This is a genomic window from Acinetobacter sp. ANC_7553, from assembly GCF_056779895.1.
The window spans coordinates 39,261-60,142 of the sequence record NZ_JBWYIV010000017.1; the positions used below are offsets into that span (position 1 = coordinate 39,261).

General features: G+C 38.3%; 18 protein-coding genes. 12 read left to right on the forward strand and 6 right to left on the reverse strand.

The genetic code is table 11. The features are described from left to right. The first annotated feature begins 31 nt into the window (after positions 1 to 31). The 4 genes from gyrB to erpA all read left to right on the forward strand — a co-directional run bounded on the left by gyrB (position 32) and on the right by erpA (position 5,585). Positions 32 to 2,500 carry a DNA topoisomerase (ATP-hydrolyzing) subunit B gene (gene gyrB / locus AC1M9I_RS12900; protein ID WP_035268615.1) on the forward strand — a complete coding sequence of 823 codons (2,469 nt, stop codon included), beginning with the start codon at positions 32 to 34 and terminating at the stop codon, positions 2,498 to 2,500. A gap of 307 nt (positions 2,501 to 2,807) precedes the next feature. Further along, positions 2,808 to 3,815 carry a putative solute-binding protein gene (locus AC1M9I_RS12905; protein WP_092768702.1) on the forward strand — a complete coding sequence of 336 codons (1,008 nt, stop codon included), beginning with the start codon at positions 2,808 to 2,810 and terminating at the stop codon, positions 3,813 to 3,815. Between the two features lie 286 nt (positions 3,816 to 4,101). Continuing rightward, complete coding sequence (locus AC1M9I_RS12910) at positions 4,102 to 5,106, forward strand: putative solute-binding protein (RefSeq protein WP_035268621.1); 1,005 nt, start codon at positions 4,102 to 4,104, stop codon at positions 5,104 to 5,106. Between the two features lie 143 nt (positions 5,107 to 5,249). After that, complete coding sequence (gene erpA / locus AC1M9I_RS12915) at positions 5,250 to 5,585, forward strand: iron-sulfur cluster insertion protein ErpA (protein ID WP_035268624.1); 336 nt, start codon at positions 5,250 to 5,252, stop codon at positions 5,583 to 5,585. Between the two features lie 35 nt (positions 5,586 to 5,620). On the opposite strand, the gene AC1M9I_RS12920 is transcribed toward erpA, so the two are convergent. Together AC1M9I_RS12920 and AC1M9I_RS12925 are read right to left on the reverse strand one after the other, a co-directional pair. After that, the gene (locus AC1M9I_RS12920) at positions 5,621 to 6,466 is read right to left on the reverse strand and encodes an alpha/beta fold hydrolase (RefSeq protein ID WP_092768699.1); all 846 of its coding nucleotides are present in this window, start codon (positions 6,464 to 6,466) and stop codon (positions 5,621 to 5,623) included. 107 nt (positions 6,467 to 6,573) lie between these two features. Then, entirely contained in the window at positions 6,574 to 7,488 is a 915-nt protein-coding gene (locus AC1M9I_RS12925) for a LysR family transcriptional regulator (RefSeq protein ID WP_481595157.1), read from the reverse strand. A 117-nt stretch (positions 7,489 to 7,605) separates the two neighbouring features. Between AC1M9I_RS12925 and AC1M9I_RS12930 the strand changes: the two genes are divergently transcribed. Then, positions 7,606 to 8,340: a DsbA family protein gene (locus tag AC1M9I_RS12930; RefSeq protein ID WP_481595158.1), complete on the forward strand. Its 735-nt coding sequence runs from the start codon at positions 7,606 to 7,608 to the stop codon at positions 8,338 to 8,340. A gap of 11 nt (positions 8,341 to 8,351) precedes the next feature. Further along, a complete protein-coding gene (locus AC1M9I_RS12935) occupies positions 8,352 to 8,654 on the forward strand; it encodes a monooxygenase (protein ID WP_481595159.1) in 303 nt (100 codons plus the stop codon). Between the two features lie 47 nt (positions 8,655 to 8,701). Here the strand turns inward: AC1M9I_RS12935 and AC1M9I_RS12940 are convergent, their stop codons facing one another. Further along, complete coding sequence (locus tag AC1M9I_RS12940; protein WP_035269457.1) at positions 8,702 to 9,829, reverse strand: anhydro-N-acetylmuramic acid kinase; 1,128 nt, start codon at positions 9,827 to 9,829, stop codon at positions 8,702 to 8,704. 63 nt (positions 9,830 to 9,892) lie between these two features. Between AC1M9I_RS12940 and tyrS the strand changes: the two genes are divergently transcribed. From tyrS to AC1M9I_RS12955, 3 genes are all read left to right on the forward strand, one after another. Continuing rightward, on the forward strand, positions 9,893 to 11,125 hold the full coding sequence (gene tyrS / locus AC1M9I_RS12945) for a tyrosine--tRNA ligase (protein WP_481595160.1): 1,233 nt from the start codon (positions 9,893 to 9,895) through the stop codon (positions 11,123 to 11,125). Positions 11,126 to 11,276: 151 nt separating this feature from the next. Further along, complete coding sequence (locus AC1M9I_RS12950; protein ID WP_481595161.1) at positions 11,277 to 13,214, forward strand: ATP-binding cassette domain-containing protein; 1,938 nt, start codon at positions 11,277 to 11,279, stop codon at positions 13,212 to 13,214. 122 nt (positions 13,215 to 13,336) lie between these two features. Next, on the forward strand, positions 13,337 to 14,248 hold the full coding sequence (locus AC1M9I_RS12955; protein WP_481590919.1) for a DUF6236 family protein: 912 nt from the start codon (positions 13,337 to 13,339) through the stop codon (positions 14,246 to 14,248). 41 nt (positions 14,249 to 14,289) lie between these two features. On the opposite strand, the gene dnaK is transcribed toward AC1M9I_RS12955, so the two are convergent. Both dnaK and grpE read right to left on the reverse strand, forming a co-directional pair. Beyond that, positions 14,290 to 16,236 (reverse strand): molecular chaperone DnaK, encoded by a 1,947-nt coding sequence (gene dnaK, locus AC1M9I_RS12960; protein ID WP_481592405.1) that lies wholly within the window; start codon positions 16,234 to 16,236, stop codon positions 14,290 to 14,292. A 118-nt stretch (positions 16,237 to 16,354) separates the two neighbouring features. Next, positions 16,355 to 16,927 carry a nucleotide exchange factor GrpE gene (grpE, locus tag AC1M9I_RS12965; protein ID WP_257219952.1) on the reverse strand — a complete coding sequence of 191 codons (573 nt, stop codon included), beginning with the start codon at positions 16,925 to 16,927 and terminating at the stop codon, positions 16,355 to 16,357. A gap of 707 nt (positions 16,928 to 17,634) precedes the next feature. Here grpE and AC1M9I_RS12970 point away from each other — a divergent pair. After that, positions 17,635 to 17,895, forward strand: coding sequence for a molybdenum ABC transporter substrate-binding protein (locus AC1M9I_RS12970; protein WP_180029016.1), 261 nt, complete (start codon positions 17,635 to 17,637; stop codon positions 17,893 to 17,895). Positions 17,896 to 18,089: 194 nt separating this feature from the next. On the opposite strand, the gene AC1M9I_RS12975 is transcribed toward AC1M9I_RS12970, so the two are convergent. Continuing rightward, positions 18,090 to 18,542 (reverse strand): cell envelope integrity TolA family protein, encoded by a 453-nt coding sequence (locus AC1M9I_RS12975; protein ID WP_092768671.1) that lies wholly within the window; start codon positions 18,540 to 18,542, stop codon positions 18,090 to 18,092. 199 nt (positions 18,543 to 18,741) lie between these two features. On the opposite strand from AC1M9I_RS12975, the gene AC1M9I_RS12980 reads away from it, so the two are divergent. Together AC1M9I_RS12980 and AC1M9I_RS12985 are read left to right on the forward strand one after the other, a co-directional pair. After that, the gene (locus tag AC1M9I_RS12980; RefSeq protein WP_092768668.1) at positions 18,742 to 19,812 is read left to right on the forward strand and encodes an alpha/beta hydrolase; all 1,071 of its coding nucleotides are present in this window, start codon (positions 18,742 to 18,744) and stop codon (positions 19,810 to 19,812) included. 166 nt (positions 19,813 to 19,978) lie between these two features. Continuing rightward, positions 19,979 to 20,545 carry a peptidylprolyl isomerase gene (locus AC1M9I_RS12985; RefSeq protein ID WP_481595162.1) on the forward strand — a complete coding sequence of 189 codons (567 nt, stop codon included), beginning with the start codon at positions 19,979 to 19,981 and terminating at the stop codon, positions 20,543 to 20,545. Positions 20,546 to 20,882 lie beyond the last annotated feature (337 nt).

The window sequence follows — 20,882 nt, forward strand, 5'->3', positions numbered from 1 at the left end:
GGATAGACCTTTTTTTCACTAGGGAGTAACCATGAGTTCAGAAGATCAAGCTGCTTCTCAAACAGAACAAACCATTGAAAAGGCTTATGATTCCTCTAGCATCAAGGTATTACGTGGTTTAGACGCAGTACGTAAGCGTCCAGGCATGTATATTGGTGATACGGATGATGGTACTGGTTTACACCATATGGTGTTTGAAGTGGTGGACAACTCGATTGATGAAGCCCTTGCTGGTCACTGTGATGAAATTCTGGTTACCATTCACGAAGACGAATCTGTTTCTGTCGCAGATAACGGTCGTGGTATTCCCACAGATATTCACCCTGAAGAAGGTGTATCTGCTGCTGAAGTCATCTTAACGATTCTTCATGCGGGTGGTAAGTTTGATGACAACAGCTATAAGGTTTCTGGTGGCTTACACGGTGTAGGTGTTTCAGTTGTAAACGCTTTGTCTAGTAAACTGGAACTCACAATTCATCGTGCTGGTAAAATTCATGAACAAGAATACCGCCATGGTGACCCTCAATACCCTTTAAAGGTGGTGGGCGATACAGATCGTTCAGGTACTCGTGTACGTTTTTATCCAAGTGCTGAAACATTCAGTCAGACCATTTTCAATGTCGATATTTTAGCTCGTCGTTTACGTGAACTGTCATTTTTAAATGCGGGCGTCCGAATTGTTCTACGTGACGAACGTGTTGGTTTAGAACATGTATTTGATTATGAGGGTGGTTTATCAGAATTCGTTAAATACATTAACGAAGGAAAAACGCATCTTAACGATATTTTTCACTTTACCACGCAAGCTGATAATGGCATTGGTGTTGAAGTTGCATTGCAATGGAATGATACGTACCAAGAAAACGTACGTTGCTTTACCAATAACATTCCTCAAAAAGATGGTGGTACTCACTTAGCTGGTTTCCGAGCTGCTTTAACTCGTGGCCTTAATAACTACATGGAAAACGAAAACTTACTCAAAAAAGAGAAGGTTGCAGTTTCTGGTGATGATGCACGTGAAGGTTTAACAGCAATTGTTTCAGTGAAAGTTCCTGATCCAAAATTCTCTTCTCAAACCAAAGAAAAATTGGTATCGAGTGAAGTAAAACCTGCTGTTGAACAAGCAATGAATAAAGCTTTTTCAGAGTATCTTCTTGAAAATCCAGCTGCAGCTAAATCAATTGCGGGTAAAATTATTGATGCCGCACGTGCACGCGATGCGGCGCGTAAAGCACGTGAAATGACTCGCCGTAAGAGTGCGCTTGATATAGCAGGTCTTCCAGGTAAATTGGCGGACTGCCAAGAAAAAGATCCAGCTTTATCTGAACTATATCTTGTCGAGGGTGATTCAGCAGGTGGTTCAGCGAAACAAGGTCGTAACCGTAAAATGCAAGCGATTTTACCGCTCAAAGGTAAAATCTTAAACGTGGAACGTGCTCGTTTTGACAAGATGATTTCTTCTGCTGAAGTCGGAACACTGATTACAGCATTAGGTTGTGGTATCGGTCGTGAAGAATATAATCCAGACAAATTACGTTACCACAAAATTATTATTATGACCGATGCGGACGTGGATGGTTCACATATTCGTACGCTGTTATTAACGTTCTTCTTCCGTCAAATGCCGGAATTAGTGGAACGTGGTCATATTTATATTGCTCAGCCACCACTTTATAAATTAAAGAAAGGTAAGCAAGAGCAGTATATTAAAGATAATGATGCGCTTGAAACATATTTAATTTCGAATGCAATTGATGAGTTGGCATTACATATCAGTGCTGACGCACCTGCGATTCGTGGTGAAGCGCTTGCAAAAGTCATTGCTGATTATCAGACATCACAAAAAAGCTTACAGCGATTAACGATTCGTTATCCTGCAACTTTGTTAGATGCTTTACTTGGTTTAGATGCATTTAAATTAGATCAAAATCAAGATGAAGCTTATGTGACGTCTTGGGCTGAGCAATTGCGTCAAGCAATTGAAACACAACAGCCAAGCTTAAGACCTGAATTCACGCTCGAAGCATTCGAAAAAGAACTCGCAGATGGTTCACGTGAAACACATTATTGGCCACGTTTAACAGTGTATGTACACAACCTTCCTCATCACTATTTATTAGATGCTGGTTTATTGGGTTCAGGTGAATATAAACGTTTACTTCAAAACTCAAAGAGTTGGTTTACGTTACTTGAAGACGGGGCTTATTTGCAAAAAGGTGAGCGTAAAGTCAATGTTGCTAACTTCCATCAAGTATGGCAACAAGTATTGGCAGATTCACGCCGTGGCATGATGATCCAACGCTATAAAGGCTTGGGCGAGATGAATGCAGAGCAGCTTTGGGAGACCACGATGGATCCTGAAAATCGTAATATGCTTCAAGTGACGATTGATGATGCAATTGAAGCAGATCGCATGTTCTCTTGTCTCATGGGTGATGATGTTGAACCACGTCGTGCATTTATTGAAGAGAATGCATTGAATGCAGATATTGATGCTTAATGCTATAAGTTAAAAAAAGCACTCTTAGGAGTGCTTTTTTTGTATCAATCTAAAATCTTAAGTCATTTTTTTGGAATTAATTTCAATAAAATGATGTGCTTGAAGTCACATATTTTATTTATTATATGAAATATAAAGATAATTAAATAAGCGTTTACGAAATTAATAAATAATTAAAATTATAAAATTCAACAACTTATAATTGAATAATAAAAAATAGAGCAATAGCTCTATTTTTTTAAATAGAGAGTGATTAAAATTTTTGTCATGGAAAAGAATCCATTTAAATGCTTAAAAGGAACTAAGAATGAAAAAAACAACTCTGGCTTTATTGGCGGCTTCAACCATGGGTATGGTTTCAACTGCTCAAGCAAAGGTTGATGTGTGTGTATTTGATTTACTCGGTAAGTCTGGTGAATCGTTCCAAATGGCTCAGGAATGGGCATTGGCAGCAAAGGGTTGGGGGGCAGATATCAATCTGATTCCACGTCAAGATGAGGCTGTAGCCGATAATGATTTTAAAGCAGGTAAGTGTGATGCTGTTTTCTTAACAGCGATGCGTTCTCGTCAATATAACAAGTTTGTGGGTTCGATTGACTCTTTAGGTGGCGCACCATCAAATGCAATTGCACAACGTGCGATTACTTTTGCTTTAGACAAACGTAATGCTGCAAAGATGGTCACAAATCTCGGTGGGAAAAAATATGAAGTTGCTGGTATTGCACCACTAGGCGCGGCATATATTTTCGTGCGTGATAAAAAAATTGATTCTATTGAAAAAGCCGCTGGTAAGAAATTCGCAGTATTAAGCTATGACCCAGCACAAAAAATTATGGTGCAACGTGTCGGTGCTCAAGCAGTCGGATCTGATGTTTCGAACTTTGTTGCGAAGTTCAATAATGGTCAAGTGGATATGGTGGGTGCACCAGCATATGCCTATAAGCCTCTTGAAATTTATAAAGGTTTAGGCAATACAGGGGCAATGTTTGATTTCCCTGTAGTACACATTACAGCAAACTTTGTGATGAAGCCTGAAAAATTCCCTGAAGGGTTTGGTCAAAAATCACGTGATTGGTTTGTTAAAAACTTGCCGAAAAGCTACGCAATGATCAAGCGTTTAGAGAGTGAAATTCCTGCTAAGTACAAAATGCAATTCTCAGCTGAAGAAAAGCTGAAATATCAAAAACTACTTCGTGATGGTCGTATGGATCTCACTAAACAAGGTATTTATGACAAAGAGATGATGTCTGTTCTTAAGAAAGCACGTTGCTCTGTCGATAAATCCAACTTCGAATGTTCACTTGGTGGTGAATAATTCTGATTTCTAAAGAAAAAATCCTAGACCTGGTCTAGGATTTTTTTATTCATTTTATGTCATTTTTGCCAATGCACATTTATAAGAAAAAAGTATGCTTTAATCACAATAAGTACTATTTAAATGATCTGTATCTAAAAACCATATACATACAGCATCTCAGGATCAGTATCTACACAATTGGATCGTGTAATCTCATTTTAGTTCAACACACTGACACTGAAGTTTAAGGTGTTTGATATGGGATATTCGAGAATATAAGAAAGAAGGAATAGGAAACAATAAAATGAATTTAACCAAAACATTATTGCTATCAGCAGGTTTAATGACTGCTGCAACGGCTTCACAAGCAAAGCAAGTCGTCTGCGTGTTTGATCTCGTCGGGAAAAACGGCGATGTCTATGCGTTAATGAAAGATTATCAACTTGCTGCTAAGCAGTGGGGAGCTGATATTGAGCTTAAAGTCGGACAAAATGAAGGCGTAATTGCTGAAGATTTCAAAGCAGGTAAATGTGACGGTGTAAGTATCACAGGGATGCGCGGTCGTCAGTTTAATAATTTCACTGGCTCTTTAGATGCCATTGGTGCGATTACTAATCTCAATTTAGCTGTTAAAGTCATGCAAGGTTTAGCAAGTCCAACCTTTGCAAAACATATGAAAAATGGCAACTATGAAGTTGCAGGTGTGATTCCTGTTGGCGATGCTTATTTAATGGTGCGTGATCGTAGTATTAATACGGTTGCTAAAGCTGCGGGTAAAAAGATCGCCGTACTTGATTATGATCAGGCACAAAAAATTATGGTACAGCAAATTGGTGCGCAAGCAGTGAGTTCTGATGTCACTAATTTTGGTAGTAAATTCAATAATGGCCAAGTTGATATTATTGGTGCACCAGCAGCGGTATTCCGTCCTTTAGAACTTCATAAAGGGCTAGGAACGAAAGGTGCAATTGTGAATTATCCAATTCTTCAAGTGACCGGTAATATCATCATTCGTCATGATAAATTCCCTGAAGGTTTCGGACAGAAATCGCGTGATTGGGTGAAAACACAGTTACCACGTGCGAATCAAATTTTAGGCAAAATGAAAGCGGATATTCCGGCTAAATATTGGATGAATGTTCCAGCTGGAGATAAACCTGGTTACCAAAAATTGATGCGTGAATCTCGTATTGCACTTACTAAACAAGGTGTTTACAACAAACAAATGATGAAACTACTTTGGCAGTTCCGTTGTAAGAATGAACCGACAAACTTTGAATGTAGCTTGCAGGATGAGAACTACAAATAAGTTCATAGGACGTTACATTTAAATCCGATAAATTTACTTTGAATAAACTTTAAAGTTCGAGTTATGACCATATATTGAGTATGTTATACTTGATATATGGTCTTTTAATTTCAAAGCCTATTTAATTTTTTGAGGAATCCATCATGACTGCCCAAGCACTTGAGCTGACTGACAATGCTGCGAATAAAGTTCGTCAACTTCGTGAGAGCGAAGGAAATCAAGATTTGATGTTACGTGTATATGTGACAGGTGGTGGTTGCTCTGGTTTTTCTTACGGATTCAATTTTGCTGAATCTCAAAATGAAGACGATGCTGAATTTGTGAATGGTGATGTGAAGATGCTTGTTGACTCACTGAGTTATCAATATCTCGTTGGTTCAGTTGTTGATTATGTCGAAGGTTTGGAAGGATCTCGCTTTATCGTGCAAAATCCTAATGCGACAACGACATGTGGTTGTGGATCTTCATTCTCAATTTAATATGCAGCAAAAAAAGCCCGCTAAGCGGGCTTTTTTTATGATAATTTTTGCTGTTCTTTCAGAATTAAATCAGTCAGCTCATGATAATTTTGAACTGGAATCCAATGATTCGCCTCTAAATGAATTTCCGTATATGGACCTTCAACATAATTTTGATTGAACTGAACCCCTTTAGCATCAATTGCAACGTCATCTTTGCCCCAAATAAATAAAGTGGGAACTTTGACTTTATTGAATAGCGTTTTATTAGAGCTAAAAGGTAAACCTCGATACCAATTGAGTGATGGGCTGAGCCGTTTTTCTATAATCATTTCTTGTTTAAAGTCATTTAATTGTTCAACTGTCATTCCAGAATTTTTTAATAAAGCCTCGCCAATTTGAGGTGTTTTATTAAAGAGCAACTCAGGTATCCATGGAAGCTGAAATAGTCCCATATAATAGGATTTAAAAAGTTGTGTACTGCTGTAAAAAGCCCGCATAAATGCTGCTTTGTGAGGGACGGAGATCGCGGTCAAATGTTTAATTTTATTAGGATAACGTAGAGCAACTTCCCAAGCAACGACTGCGCCCCAGTCGTGTCCTACGATATATGAAGGCTCTCCAATTAAGTCGAGTAGAACATTTACATCATCTGCTAAATGTTGAATGGCATAATCTGCGCGTTTTTTCGGTTGAGCCCTTAAGCTATATCCACGTTGGTTTAACGCATAGGTGCGAAAACCATGTTGGTTTAGTATTTCGGCACTATGCTGCCAAATTTTTGATGTTTCAGGAAAACCATGTAATAGCACAATTGGACTGCCATCGATTGGACCGCTATCTATTACATCAAAAATAAGATTACCTTTTTGAAACTCAGTGATTCGTTGTTGTTTTTCCATGATCTATATCCTCTTTCCTTTACATATCTTTATCAAATTTGGATGATAGAACTAGGGCTGAACGGGTCAGTTCTAGGTGAAAGAAGGTCGTTCATTGTCTGACAATATTATGGGTTGATTAAACGGTGTATTTGTATTGGGATTTGTTTTTGTAAGAACGTTAAGCAAAGTCTCAAAGCTAAGGTCCGATAGCTTAAGCTCGGAGTAACCAAGTGGACATCTTCAGGGATTAGAGACCATTCAGGTAAAATATGAATTAACGTTGAGTTGACTAATTGATGGGCCACTTGGATTTCTGCAACGGCGGCAATACCTAAATGTGCTTCTACAGCAGCAAGTCCATGTTCGGATGGTGTCACCATCAGATGTGTATAAATTTTAAATTTTTTTATCGTACCGTTTTTGAAAAGTGTGATTTTGGACAGCTCGCGGTTATGCGAGATAAAATGATGATCACACAGTTGCTCTGGGTGTTCAGGAATGCCACAATGCATTTGATAGGTCGGACTGGCACATAAAATTCTTCGAACTTGTCCAACCTTTTGAGCATGGAGTGTAGAGTCTGCTAAATCACCAAGTCTGATGGCTAAGTCATATCCTCCAGAAATTAAATCAACTTTGCTGTCATTCAAATCAATTTCAATATCAATGTGTGGGTATTCAATTAAAAATTGAGAGATTAAAGGCAATACCACCAATTTTCCAAAAGTTCCCGAAGCAGCTATTCGAATTCGACCTTTGGGTTGTATTTCTAATTGTGTGAGATCGTTCGTCAGCGATTCAATTTGATGAAATAGGGGGGAGATTTCTTTTAAGAAAATCTTCCCAGCATCAGTTAGTGAGCTTGAATTGGTATTTCGATTTAATAATCTAATATTTAAGGATTCTTCAAGTCTTGAAAGTCGATTGGATAACGTGGATTTAGCAATATCATAACGTCTTGCTGCCGCGGATAAACTTCCAGCATCTGCAATCAGTACGAACCAATATAGGTCATCGATTGAGTAGGGTAAGCTGTTCATAAAATCGAACACCACCTTTCATTTTTATTGTCTATTCACATCATTATATAACCGCTAAGTTAAGTCAATTGATCCGATGTAGCAAATGATCTGATTTAGCAAATTGAGGACATAGCAATGACAATGAATTGTGATTTAGAAACTGGTACTTGTTCAGTAGCCGAATTGGAAAAAGGCCAAAATGCAGTGGTCAATGTAGCATCTGACCTCAGCCTGATTTATGTGGGTGACCCAATGTGCTCATGGTGTTGGGGAAGTTCAAATATCATTAAACAAGCGAGTGAATATGCAATTCAGCATGGTGTTGGCTTTCAAGTGATTAGCGGTGGTTTAAGACCTGGTGGAGGTGATGCTTGGACCGATACTTTCAAGAATTTTTTACGCACCGAATGGAAAAATATTCAGAGACTGACTAAACAACCTTTCACTGAAAAATTGTTAGAAAGAGCACATTTTAACTATGATACCGAGCCTTCAGCACGTGCTGTTTACGTTGCTCGACAACTTTGGCAAGACCATGATCATCATGATGAAAAACTTTTGGCATTTTTTTCAGCAATCCAATATAAATTTTATGTGGATGGTGAAGATCCGAACGAGCTTGAATATTATCGAAGTATATGTGAAACGTTTGAGCTGGATTTTGACGTATTCTCAACGTTGTTTGAATTACCTGAGACCCAAGCAGCGACCTATGAAGAGTTCAAGCTTAATCGAAGTTGGGGCATAAAAGGGTTCCCAAGTTTTGCGATACGTCATGGAGACAATGTCAAAATCATAGGCTCTGGTCATGTGGCATTGGAAAAATTAACACAAGCTATTGATGACTTAATCAAAGATGCGCGTATATAAGGAAAAGTTGAATGGCGATTATTCTACAAATTGATTTTCCCTATGATGGACCTTGGGGTCATGAAATGTTTGAAAGTTTCAAAACACTCGCGGATTCAATAGCAAATGAGAAAGGCTTGATTTGGAAAATTTGGACTGAAAATGAAGTATCCAAAGAAGCAGGTGGAATTTACTTATTTGAAAGCCAAGCAGATGCAGAGGACTATCTAAATATGCATCTTCAGCGTTTAAGGGAAAATGGCTTTACTGAATGTAGATATCGGATCTTTGCTGTTAACTCGGCACTTTCAAAATTGAATTTTGCACCTGTTTAAGTTAATCGATGTATCAACTCAGGATAGTGGATACACCGATTCTTCATTTAAACCGCAGTGATCGTTCCTAAAACTCGATCTCCTTGAGCTCCTGTCACTTCAGGTAAATTACCAGCAAGTTGGTTTACAAATCGCATAGCCAACCACGCAAAAGCGGTCGCCTCCACCCAAGTCGGTGCTAATCCCAAATCTGCTGTGGTTTGAACACTCCACTCATGTTTACGTAAACGCCAACGTAATTGTTCTAATAATTGTGAGTTGTATGCACCACCTCCACAGACATAAACTTCACCTGTGTCCATAGGGGAACGATAAATGGCTTTTTTAATGGCACGTGTCGTGAGTTTCATCAGCGTTGCTTGAACATTTTCAGGCGTATCTTCAAGTTCATCGTATTCAACATCGCTACGCCAATCGGCAATTTGTTCATCTAACCATTCCAAGTTAAAGTCTTCACGACCGGTACTTTTTGGCGGCTCTTTCGAGAAAAAGTCATGTGATTGCAAACGATCAAGCAAAGCGCGAATAGGCGTACCATAAGCAGCCCAATTGCCATTTTCATCATAAGGCTGACCTGTGTAACGTTCACACCAAGCATCCATCAAAATATTGGCTGGTCCAGTATCGAAGCCATATACGCCTTTAGGATCACCCGCAGGTAACATACTGACATTGGCAATTCCACCGAGATTTAAGATCACACGGTGTATCGTCGGATGCTGAAATAAGGCTTGATGGAATGCTGGCACTAGAGGTGCACCTTGACCACCAGCAGCCATATCACGGCGTCTAAAATCTGATACCACAGGAATTTGAGTGATTTCAGTAATAATGTTGGGATCACCAATTTGAAGGGTAAATCCATGTTCGGGACGATGACGAATCGTTTGACCATGAGATCCAATGGCTTTTATTTGAGTTCTATCGAGATTATTTTCTTGTATAAGTTGATTGATTCCATGACCGATCATCTGTGCTAAAGCGACATCAGCTTTACCCATGCGGTCAATTTCATTATCGTCTGGCAAAGTAAGTGCCATCAGTTCATCACGTAAATCTGGATCAAAGGCTAATGTCAGCGTTGCATGGATCTGTAATGGATCAAAAGAAGCGGCTACAAAATCGACGCCGTCCATACTCGTGCCAGTCATTACACCAATGTAGATTGTGGTCATGATTATTCTTAAGCCTGCATTGTGCTGAAAAAGTGTTAGTATATCGCACAAATTGAACAACAGATGTATTTGGGTTTTGTGATGTCAAATTTCCTGCCTGCTGAAGAACAACTTGCCCTCATTCAACGAGGCACACATGAAATTATTTCAGAAGAAGATCTTCTGAAGAAATTAAAATTGAATCGTCCTTTGAAAATTAAGGCGGGTTTTGATCCTACAGCACCAGACTTACACTTAGGTCATACGGTATTAATTAACAAGCTTAAAGTGTTCCAAGACTTAGGTCATGAAGTATTCTTCTTGATTGGTGATTACACTGCGATGATTGGTGACCCAACAGGTAAAAGTGCAACTCGTCCACCATTGTCACGTGAGCAAGTCTTAGAAAACGCGAAAACCTATCAGGAACAAGTGTTCAAAATTCTTGATCCAAATAAAACTAAGGTGGTGTTTAACTCAGAATGGTTTGCTCAAAAAACTGCTGCTGATCTGATCCAATTGGCTTCACAGCAAACGGTTGCACGTATGCTTGAACGTGATGACTTTACTAAACGCTATAACAACCAACAGCCGATTGCGATTCACGAGTTTTTGTATCCATTGGTGCAAGGCTATGACTCTATCGCGCTTGAGGCAGATGTTGAGTTAGGTGGTACAGATCAAACCTTTAACTTGCTGATGGGGCGTACTTTACAAGGTCGTTATAATCAAGAGCCACAAGTGTGTATCACTGTACCAATTCTTGAAGGTTTAGATGGCGTCAACAAAATGTCTAAATCTTTAGGTAACTACATTGGTGTATTTGATGCACCTGGTGTGATGTACCAAAAAGTACTTTCGATGCCAGACAGCTTAATTGAGCGATATTTCGAACTGCTGAGCTTCAAGTCAATGGAAGAGATCGAAGGCTTATTGAAAGAAATGGCTGAAGGTCGTAACCCTCAAGAAATTAAACGTATCTTAGCGCTCGAGTTAGTGGAGCGTTTCCATGGAAGCGAAGCTGCTGCGAATGCACATAAAGGTGCAGGGAATATCATCACAGAGGGTGAGCTTCCTGAAGGAACGCCAGAAGTGACGATTTCACGTGGTGAATTCGGTGGTGAAATGTTTATTGCTTCTATTGTTCGTGCAGCAGGTTTAACCAAAAATGCAGCGCAAGCCAAAGATGCTGTTTCACGTGGAGCCGTAAAAGTTGATTGGGAAGTGGTGGATGCATCATTCTCAATTAACGAAAACAAAACAGTGATTGTTCAAGCAGGTAAAAAGGCCATTGCTAAAGTAACTTTTACTGACTAAATCATTAAGTTTTGCATGATTAAAAAGCCATCCCAAGTGATGGCTTTTTTATGTCAAGAATGAAATGAAGATGAAAGATGGATTAATTTTTGGTTGTTCTGGTTGAAATCCATTAAAATGTGCCATCCAATACTTATTTGTTTGAATATCTATGATTCAGTTAGACCAACTTACCATTCGCCGCGGCGGTCGCATTTTATTTGAAAAAGCGTCTATGCAACTTCACCCTGGTTGGAAGATTGGTTTAACAGGTGTCAATGGTGCAGGAAAATCGACGTTGTTTTCAGCATTACTTGGGGGCATGGAATCAGATGGTGGCTCATTGACACGACCATCGGTTTGGACAGTGGCACATATGGCGCAAGAGATTAAAGCGCTGGATATGAAAGCGATTGATTTCGTTCTATCCGGTGATGAAGAGTATTGGGATATCCAACACAAACTTGAGCATCCTGACGGATTGTCTGATCAAGATTTGGCAAATTTATATGGTCGTTTTGATGAAATTAGTGGCTATTCAGCGCCGTCTAAAGCATCACAACTGATGGCTGGCCTAGGCTTCTTTGAACATCAGTCAGAACTTAGTGTAAAAAGTTTCTCTGGTGGATGGCGTATGCGTTTAAATCTTGCGCGTACTTTGATGAGTCGTTCAGATTTACTCTTACTTGATGAACCGACGAATCATTTAGATTTAGACGCTATTTTATGGTTAGAAGACTGGTTAAAAGCATATGAAGGCACATTGGTACTGATTTCGCATGACCGTGATTTCTTGGATGCCATTACCGACCATATTTTACATATCGAAAACCAAGAACTAACGCTTTATACCGGCAACTATTCAACCTTTGAACGTACTCGAAGTGAACGTTTAGCTCAACAACAACAAGCCTATGAGAAACAGCTTGAGCTACGTGCACATCTGCAAAAATATATCGATCGTTTTAAAGCTAAGGCAACCAAAGCAAAACAGGCACAAAGCCGTATTAAACAGCTCGAACGAATGCAAGAGCTTTCTGCTGCGCATGTCGATACGCCTTTTACCTTTAGCTTCCGTGAACCGACCAAAATGAGTTCTCCGTTGTTACAACTGGATAGTGCTGATATTGGTTATGGTAAAAAACTGATTGTGACCAATGTGAAACTACAAATCACGCCAACCAGCCGTATCGGTTTACTGGGAATGAATGGTGCAGGTAAGTCCACATTAATTAAATCATTGGTGGGTGATTTACCTTTAATTCAAGGTCAACGCAAAGCATCCGAATTACTTAATATTGGTTATTTCGCCCAACATCAAATGGATGCGTTAGATGGTAATGCGAGTCCAATGTTGCAGTTATCTCGTATTGCAGATAAAAAGATTAGTGAAGCGACTTTACGTGCCTTCTTAGGGAGTTTTGGTTTCTCTGGTGAGCGTATGGATACGCCGTGTGAAAGCTTCTCTGGGGGTGAGCGTGCACGTTTAGCATTGGCTTTGATTGTCTGGCAGCGTCCAAATGTTTTAATTTTAGATGAACCGACCAACCATTTAGACTTGGATATGCGTCATGCATTAACTATGGCACTACAAGACTTTGAGGGGGCAGTGGTGTTGGTCTCACATGAACGCCAATTAATTGCAAGTGTCTGTGATGAATTACTCCTAGTGCATAACGGTAAATGTCGTGAGTTTGAAGGTGATCTGGTCGCTTACGCAGACTGGTTACGTCAAGCACGTGCAGAGTTGATGAAGCAAGGGCAGCAAGCACCTGAGCCAGTAAAATCTCAAGTGATCGATAAGCCTGTAGTTTCTAAAGTAGATAAAGAAGCACAGCGTAAAGAAGCTGCGCGTCGCCGTGAAATGAGCCGCCCAATTCGTAAAAATATTGAAAAATTGGAAGCTGAGATTGCGAAAATCCAACCACGTTTAGGTCAAATTGAGGATGCTTTAGGGGATGCATCACTTTATGATGCGTCTCGGAAAGATGATCTTTTAAAATTGATGAATGAACAAACGGAACTAAAAGGAAAATTAGCACAAGCAGAAGAAAAAATGCTTGAACTGATGATGGAACTTGAAGAGTTAGAAAGTTCATTCGAAGATTAATGAATAATTTCTAAATAAAAAAAGCCCAATGAAAATTGGGCTTTTTTTATAAAATATTGAGTTATATAATTTTATTTATGTGATTAAATATTGAAAATATTAATAATTTTTTGAGTTTTATAATGGGTGACATAATTCAATTTAAAAAGAAAAGAATTACTAAAGGTTTAATAATTTCAGGAATGGGTGGTGTTTCGAATGAAAATGGACTTGTTGCTAAAGATTTAACACATGCAGATTTAATGTTTTATGGGCTTTATTGGGATAATATAATAGTCACACAAATTCCAATGTTTCATTTTACTAATGATGTAATTGAAGAATTTAGAAGTAATGGTGTCATTGAGTTTTATTCTAATGCACCCCCACAGTCAATGCATTCATCAGAAATGCAAAGAATGGCATTAGAATCATTATTAGCATGTCAAAGTGTAAGAAGACAAAATAAAGATGCAGATTGGATAATTTATAATAATGTTGCTGAGGGATTTAATAGTATTGAATCTGAAAGTTTAATTGAACAGGATTCTATTCGAGTTGAAATTTCAAAATGTTTACCTTATCCAAGTACGTATGTTCCGATTGATACATTAAGAAAATTTAGAGAAGATTATTTGGATGAATTAGATAGATTACATTTTGCTAAATATAAATTATTTGAAAAGATTAGTTCTCATGAGAATTTAGCACGTAGAGATTTAGCAAAATGTTATGAGCTGGAAGAGTTTGAAAGAGCGATTCGAGATTATGAGCACGCTTTTTCATGTAGGTTTAGATATTACTCTATGAAATCTTTAATTAGTGATATTCGGCATAATAAGTCAGAACTTTTAGAAGTTGGTTTAGCTGCAGGTGATTTAGTTCTTGGTGGATTTAATCTTTCAGGAACATATAATTTTGGAAAAACATTTTTTAATTTATTTAGTTCTAAACAAAAAATTCATGAAGCAAAGCAGAATTCCCCTGAATTTCAATTCATATCCTCAGCAATAAGTAATGGAATAATTCTGCAAAAGTTTAATAACCAAAATTAAAAAACCGCGCTTTCGCGCGGTCTTTTATTTAAAGTGACAAATTATTTTTTGTCATCTTTAACTTCAGTGAACTCAGCATCTACAACACCGTCGTCCGCTTTTTGTTGTTGACCAGCAGCATCACCTTGGAATGCATTTGGATCAAAACCTTGCGCACCACCTTGAGCACCCTGCGCAGCTTCATAAGCACGTTGAGTGATCGGCATGATGATGTTTTGAAGTGCTTCAGTTTTCGCTTTGATCGCATCAACATCATTTTCTTTGGTTGCAGCTTCAAGTTCTGAAACAGCAGTTTCAACCGCAGTTTTTTCATCAGCAGTTACTTGTTCGCCAAGGTCTTTTACTGCTTTTTGAGCAGAAGAAACTAATGCATCAGCTTCGTTACGTGCTTTAGCAAGTTCTTCAAACTTACGATCTTCTTCAGCATTCGCTTCAGCATCTTTGATCATCGCTTCAATTTCAGCATCGCTCAAACCTGAGTTTGCTTTAATTTGAATTGATTGCTCTTTACCAGTGCTCTTGTCTTTCGCAGATACTTTCAAGATACCATCAGCGTTGATGTCGAACGATACTTCAATTTGCGGCACGCCACGTGGAGCAGGTGGGATATCGCCCAATTGGAAGTTACCCAACAATTTGTTTTGTTGAGCCATTTTACGTTCACCTTGGTAAACCGAAATGTCTACTGCAGGCTGGTTATCAGCAGCTGTAGAGAACACTTGTGATTTTTTCGCAGGGATTGTTGTGTTTTTCTCGATGATTGGAGTTAACACGCCACCCATTGTTTCAATACCAAGTGTCAACGGTGTTACGTCAAGTAATAGAACGTCGTTCTTATCACCTGAAAGTACAGCACCTTGGATCGCAGCACCCATTGCCACAGCTTCGTCAGGGTTCACGTCTTTACGTGGCTCTTTACCAAAGAACTCTTGTACTTTTTGTTGTACAAGTGGCATACGAGACTGACCACCAACCAAGATCACGTCAGAGATATCAGAAGTTGATAGACCTGCATCTTTAAGTGCAATCTTACATGGCTCGATTGTACGAGCAACTAAGTCAGCAACAAGACCTTCTAATTTCGCACGTGTTACGTTGATCACTAAGTGTTTAGGACCAGTCGCATCAGCCGTGATATATGGAAGGTTAATTTCAGTTGCATTAGAAGAAGACAATTCAATCTTCGCTTTCTCAGCAGCTTCTTTCAAACGTTGTAACGCAAGTGGATCATTTTTCAGATTCACATTTTGTTCTTTCTTAAACTCTTCAACCAAGTAATCGATTAACGCGTTATCAAAGTCTTCACCACCAAGGAATGTGTCACCATTAGTAGACAACACTTCGATTTGTTGGTCGCCATCAAGGTCAGCGATTTCAATGATTGATACGTCGAAAGTACCACCACCTAAGTCGTAAACTGCGATTTTACGGTCGCCTTCTTTCTTGTCCATACCGAACGCAAGCGCTGCAGCTGTTGGTTCGTTGATGATACGTTTAACATCTAAACCAGCAATTTTACCAGCATCTTTCGTTGCTTGACGTTGAGCATCGTTGAAGTATGCAGGAACAGTAACTACCGCTTCAGTAACTGTTTCACCTAAGTAATCTTCCGCAGTTTTCTTCATTTTCTTAAGAACTTCTGCAGAGATTTGTTGTGGTGCTAGTTTCTTGTCGTTTACATCAACCCAAGCATCGCCATTGTCAGCTTTGATGATTTTGTAAGGTACAAGACCAATATCTTTTTGAACTGCTTGATCTTCGTAACGACGACCGATCAAACGTTTGATCGCGAATAATGTATTTTTCGGGTTTGTTACCGCTTGACGTTTAGCTGATTGACCAACAAGGATCTCGCCATCTTTATACGCAATAATAGACGGAGTTGTACGAGCGCCTTCAGCGTTGTCGATTACTTTAACTTTATCGCCTTCAAGTACTGCAACACATGAGTTTGTAGTACCTAAGTCAATACCAATAATTTTAGCCATTGATGTGTTCCTCGAAAATTTTGTTGTGATCTTTCACTTGTTATCCGATATGAGAGCCATTCATTATTTTTCAAGTTAAAAACTTAAAAAATTTTTACAAACTCCCGTATTTCTTGACTTATTGGCCTACCATGACCATTGCAGGACGAAGTAAACGGCCAGAAAGGGTGTAACCTTTTTGAAGTACCGTACCAATCTCACCCGCTTTTGCATCTGGAGCAATACCTACTGCTTGATGCAAATCAGCATTAAAACCATTTTCAGTGTCAACTGCCACAACACCAAATTTTTCTAATGTTGCTAATAATGACTTCAGTGTGAGTTCTACACCTTCTGATAAAGGAGTTTTTTCATCACCTGCAGCAGCAATTGCACGTTCAAGGTTGTCAACTGAATCCAATAATTCTTTTGCAAATTTCTCTAAAGCAAATTTTTTCGCAGTATCCGCTTCACGCTCTAAACGTTCTTTGGTTTTTTCTGCTTCATACTTCGCATTTGCAGCAACTGCTTTTTCATATTTTAAGTTTTCAGTCAGCGTTGCGATTTGCGCTTGAAGGTCTTCTACAGAAACTTCAACTTCAGCTTGTTGATTTTCAACTTGCTGTTCAGTTTGTTCCGTTTGAACGTCCTGAGTTTGTTCGTTTTGCTCATTTGCCATGGAAGATCTCCGCTTAAATGGGTTTTTAAACATGTACAGTCCTTTGGCATCAGTGTTAACTGCGTTAATCTGAACTGCCATGCGTGTGTAATTCATCAATACAAAGGTAATGTGGGCGACTATAAATAATTCAAGCTTAAACGATGTTTATTTCTACTAAATTCATCTTTACAACAAGGAATGAAAATTTTTCGATCCATTTAGAGAAATCTAAAGTCTAGAATAAGAAGAGGAGATGAGCTGAAGAAAGATTATAAAAATATGATTTAGTGTATATTTTATATATAAAAAATATAGATTCAGATAAAACAAGTCTTTCCTTTTAAATAATCAAAACTGTATTATCTTTAACCAGATACTAACGCTGTAGTTTCTATTTATTTTGTTTTTGCTTTTTAATAGCTCATCCAACCTCCTTGGATGAGTTTTTTTTTGCTTGTCGAGATCTGAGTAACAATGTTAAGCAACCGATATACCGTGTAGCCACACTGTGATTCAGTCACCTTCAAAAAGGGCTTATATCGCACCACATATTCACTAAAAAATAAATTAAATAAATGGCTTAGGAGATATATTCAACTATAAAAGTTGAATTGCATTTTCTTTACACTTTTTTCATAAGTTCAACCTGAAGTCATCGAAACTTGAACCAAGAACTGACGCATGAAATAAAAAAGTCAGGAATGATAAGCCTTCAAAGTTAACTCTGACTTTGAATGTTTCAAGTAAGGAATTAAACAATGAAAAAATTAGGTCTCATTTCCCTGGCATTTGCAGCTATTGGTTTTGCTACTGTAGGTTGTACTTCAAACCAATCTGCTGAAACTGCTCAAGCGACTCAGCCGACCACACAAACAGATGCTTCTATAGCGCAAGCGGCAACTACTGAAATGGATACCCAAAATGGTGTGGCTGTACAAGCTGACCCAAGTGTAGAGTCTGCTGAACCGATTCAAGCTGTCCCAGCTGAAGGTGCAGAAGCCCCTCAAGTTGTTGAGTAAAATGCAATGAAATTTAATTCATTTAAACTGCTTATAATGGATTAAATTTTATGAAAAAGCAGAGAATAGAGAGTAAATAGGATGCCTTTACTGTCTATTTTTAGAATCACAGCACTTAAAAAAACCTAACATTCAAATGTGAATGTTAGGTTTGTGAGGTAACTTTAAATCAATTGTCTTGAGTCCAAGAAAGCTTAACGATCTCGGCGATCGTGTTGACGTTCCTGTTCTCGCTTCTTGCGGTCCTGTTCTAAGCGCTTACGTTGTTCTTCAATCGCTTTTTTACGATTATCTTGATTCCAACGATTACGTTCAGCTTGACGTTGTTTTAGAATTTCCTTTTGACGTTGTTCAATCTGTTTACGACGATCATGCTCAGCACGTTCTTTATTACGTCGATCTGCTAATTCACGTTGTTGGCGTTGACGTTCATATTCACGTTTGCGCTTTTCTTGTTCAAGGCGCTGTTGATGTAAACGTTGTGCGCGTTCTCTCTCCCAACGTTGACGGTCATAGTTGCGATCATAATCACGATCATAACGATGGTCATAATTACCATTATAATAAGGGCCATCGTCAGGGAAGGCCACACAACCGACTGCAAGAACTGCTGTGGCCAATGACATTATCATTACTTTTATTGCCATAGCTTTCACCTTTATATGTTGAATCAGGACAACCAAAAAATTCCTGATGTTGGATTAAATAGTCAATGACAAGACTGCTATAGTAAGATTAGCGTAAATGGAATTGAAGTTTGTATATTGATCAGTAGACTTAGTTAACAAAATAGTCATGAAATGGCTGATCGTGTAGAAATTATGAAGAATACGGATTTTTAAAAGGATCGGAATCGTGAATCAAAAAATACAACAATTACTTGAAAATGGTCAGGGTTCTGCAGGACGTGCATTAGATCGACTCCCAAAGATCGTTCAAGAATCTCTAGTGAAGTTACTTGGCTATCCCTATGACTATCCTCAACTCGATAGTTTTACAAAATGCTTGATGGCTGCACAGTTGAAACAAGGAAAATCAGGCTTTATTGGCGCTGATATTGATAAATCAAGAAAAGAATTTGAAAATCAAATCCAATCCATCACACATAAATCATCTCATGTTCAATATGTAGAAGATATTCGTCTTCCTCTACAAAGTGGTACTGTATTTGCCAGACATTATCATCCTGCTCCGAATAAAAAATTACCAATGATTGTGTTTTATCATGGTGGTGGGTTTGTTGTCGGAAGTGTGAATACACATGATGAAGCGTGCCGAATCATTGCGAATTATGCAAAAGTACAAGTGATCAGTATTGATTATCCTTTAGCGCCAGAAGTTTCTCCACAATCATTGATTCAATCATGTGAAGACGCATTGGCATGGGTATATCAAAATCGCCGTCACTTTAAAATCTTAAAAAATCGTATTGCTGTAGCAGGAGATAGTGCTGGCGGTAATATTAGTGCTGTCGTTGCTCAACGTGCATTAAATGCCAGTTATGCGCCTCAAGCTCAATTTTTAATATATCCTGCGGTAGATTTCAAAAGTCGTCATCCATCATTCTTTGCGTATAAAGATGGTTTAGTATTAACCAACAGCGATATTGACTATGTGACAGAATACTACGCGACAAGACATAAAGTTGCTTTGGATAATCCACTAATCTCCCCAACATACGGTAATCTAAAAAAATTGGCACCAGCCTATGTTGTTACAGCGGGACATGATGTATTGCATGATGAAGGCAAAATTTACGCCCACAAATTACGTCAAAATGGCACTAAAGTGTTGTATCAAGATTTTGAAGATCAAACACACGGATTTATTAATCTAACGCTAGTCTCAGGGCGTTCTAAAAAATTGTTGATTGAAATGAGTAAAGAGTTTAGAAGATTTTGGGATAAAAATAGTTAATAGATGCTTACTTTCAAATCCTGAGATTCAAACGAAACTCAGGATTTTTTCTTTATATAGAGTAATCGAATAAAAATACTTTGATGCTTAACAAAAAACTGAATCTTTTCTGGCGATTGATTCATGAATAATAGATAAGATAAAAAAATCAATAAGAGGATAGCGTATGTTAAAAAAAATGATGTTAGGTGTTTCTGTTGCGGCGATGAGTACTTTGTCTTTGGCAGCAAATACGCATATGCAAATCAAAACATCAGCAGGAGATATCGAAATCGAGTTGTTTAATGATAAAGCTCCGATTTCAGCAAAGAACTTTGAAACTTATGCGAAAGCTAATTTTTATAACGGCACAATCTTCCATCGGGTTATTCCAGGGTTCATGATCCAAGGTGGAGGATTAGATGTATCGATGAAAGAAAAAGTGAATCGACCTCCAATCAAGAACGAGTCTTATAATGGCTTAAAGAATAACCGTGGCACTTTAGCCATGGCACGTACAAACCAGCCTGATTCAGCAACAAGCCAATTTTTTATCAATATTGCGGATAATGATTTTCTAAATAAAGCGCCAATGAATCCTGGTTATGCTGTGTTTGGTCAGGTAACTAAAGGCATGGATGTTGTCGATAAAATTGCAAAAGTGCCTACTGGTAGATTTGGTATGCATCAAGATGTGCCAAAAAATCCTATTAAAATTTTAAGTGTGAATATAAAACCTTCAAAAGCGAAATAGTGATTAAAAAAAGAAGCAGAAATATTAAATTAATATTTTTGCTTCAATATTATAGGGTTAAGTGTAAATGTGATTATTAATGAATCATAATGGTGCATAAAAATAGAACACTCAATAAAACATGGGGTTAAAAGCACTTGCAATGATTTCGAAATGCTCTAGAATGCACCCCATACCGACGAGATACACGGAAACGAACGAAGCAGGTTGCTGAGTTGTTAAGTGTTTCGAGTCCAGCTTCTAGCGTTGACGAGATGTTAGAAAGATCATTAAGAGATTATGAAGAACAACTTGTGTGGATTTTTACTGGTTGATTGATCGATATATATTATCATTG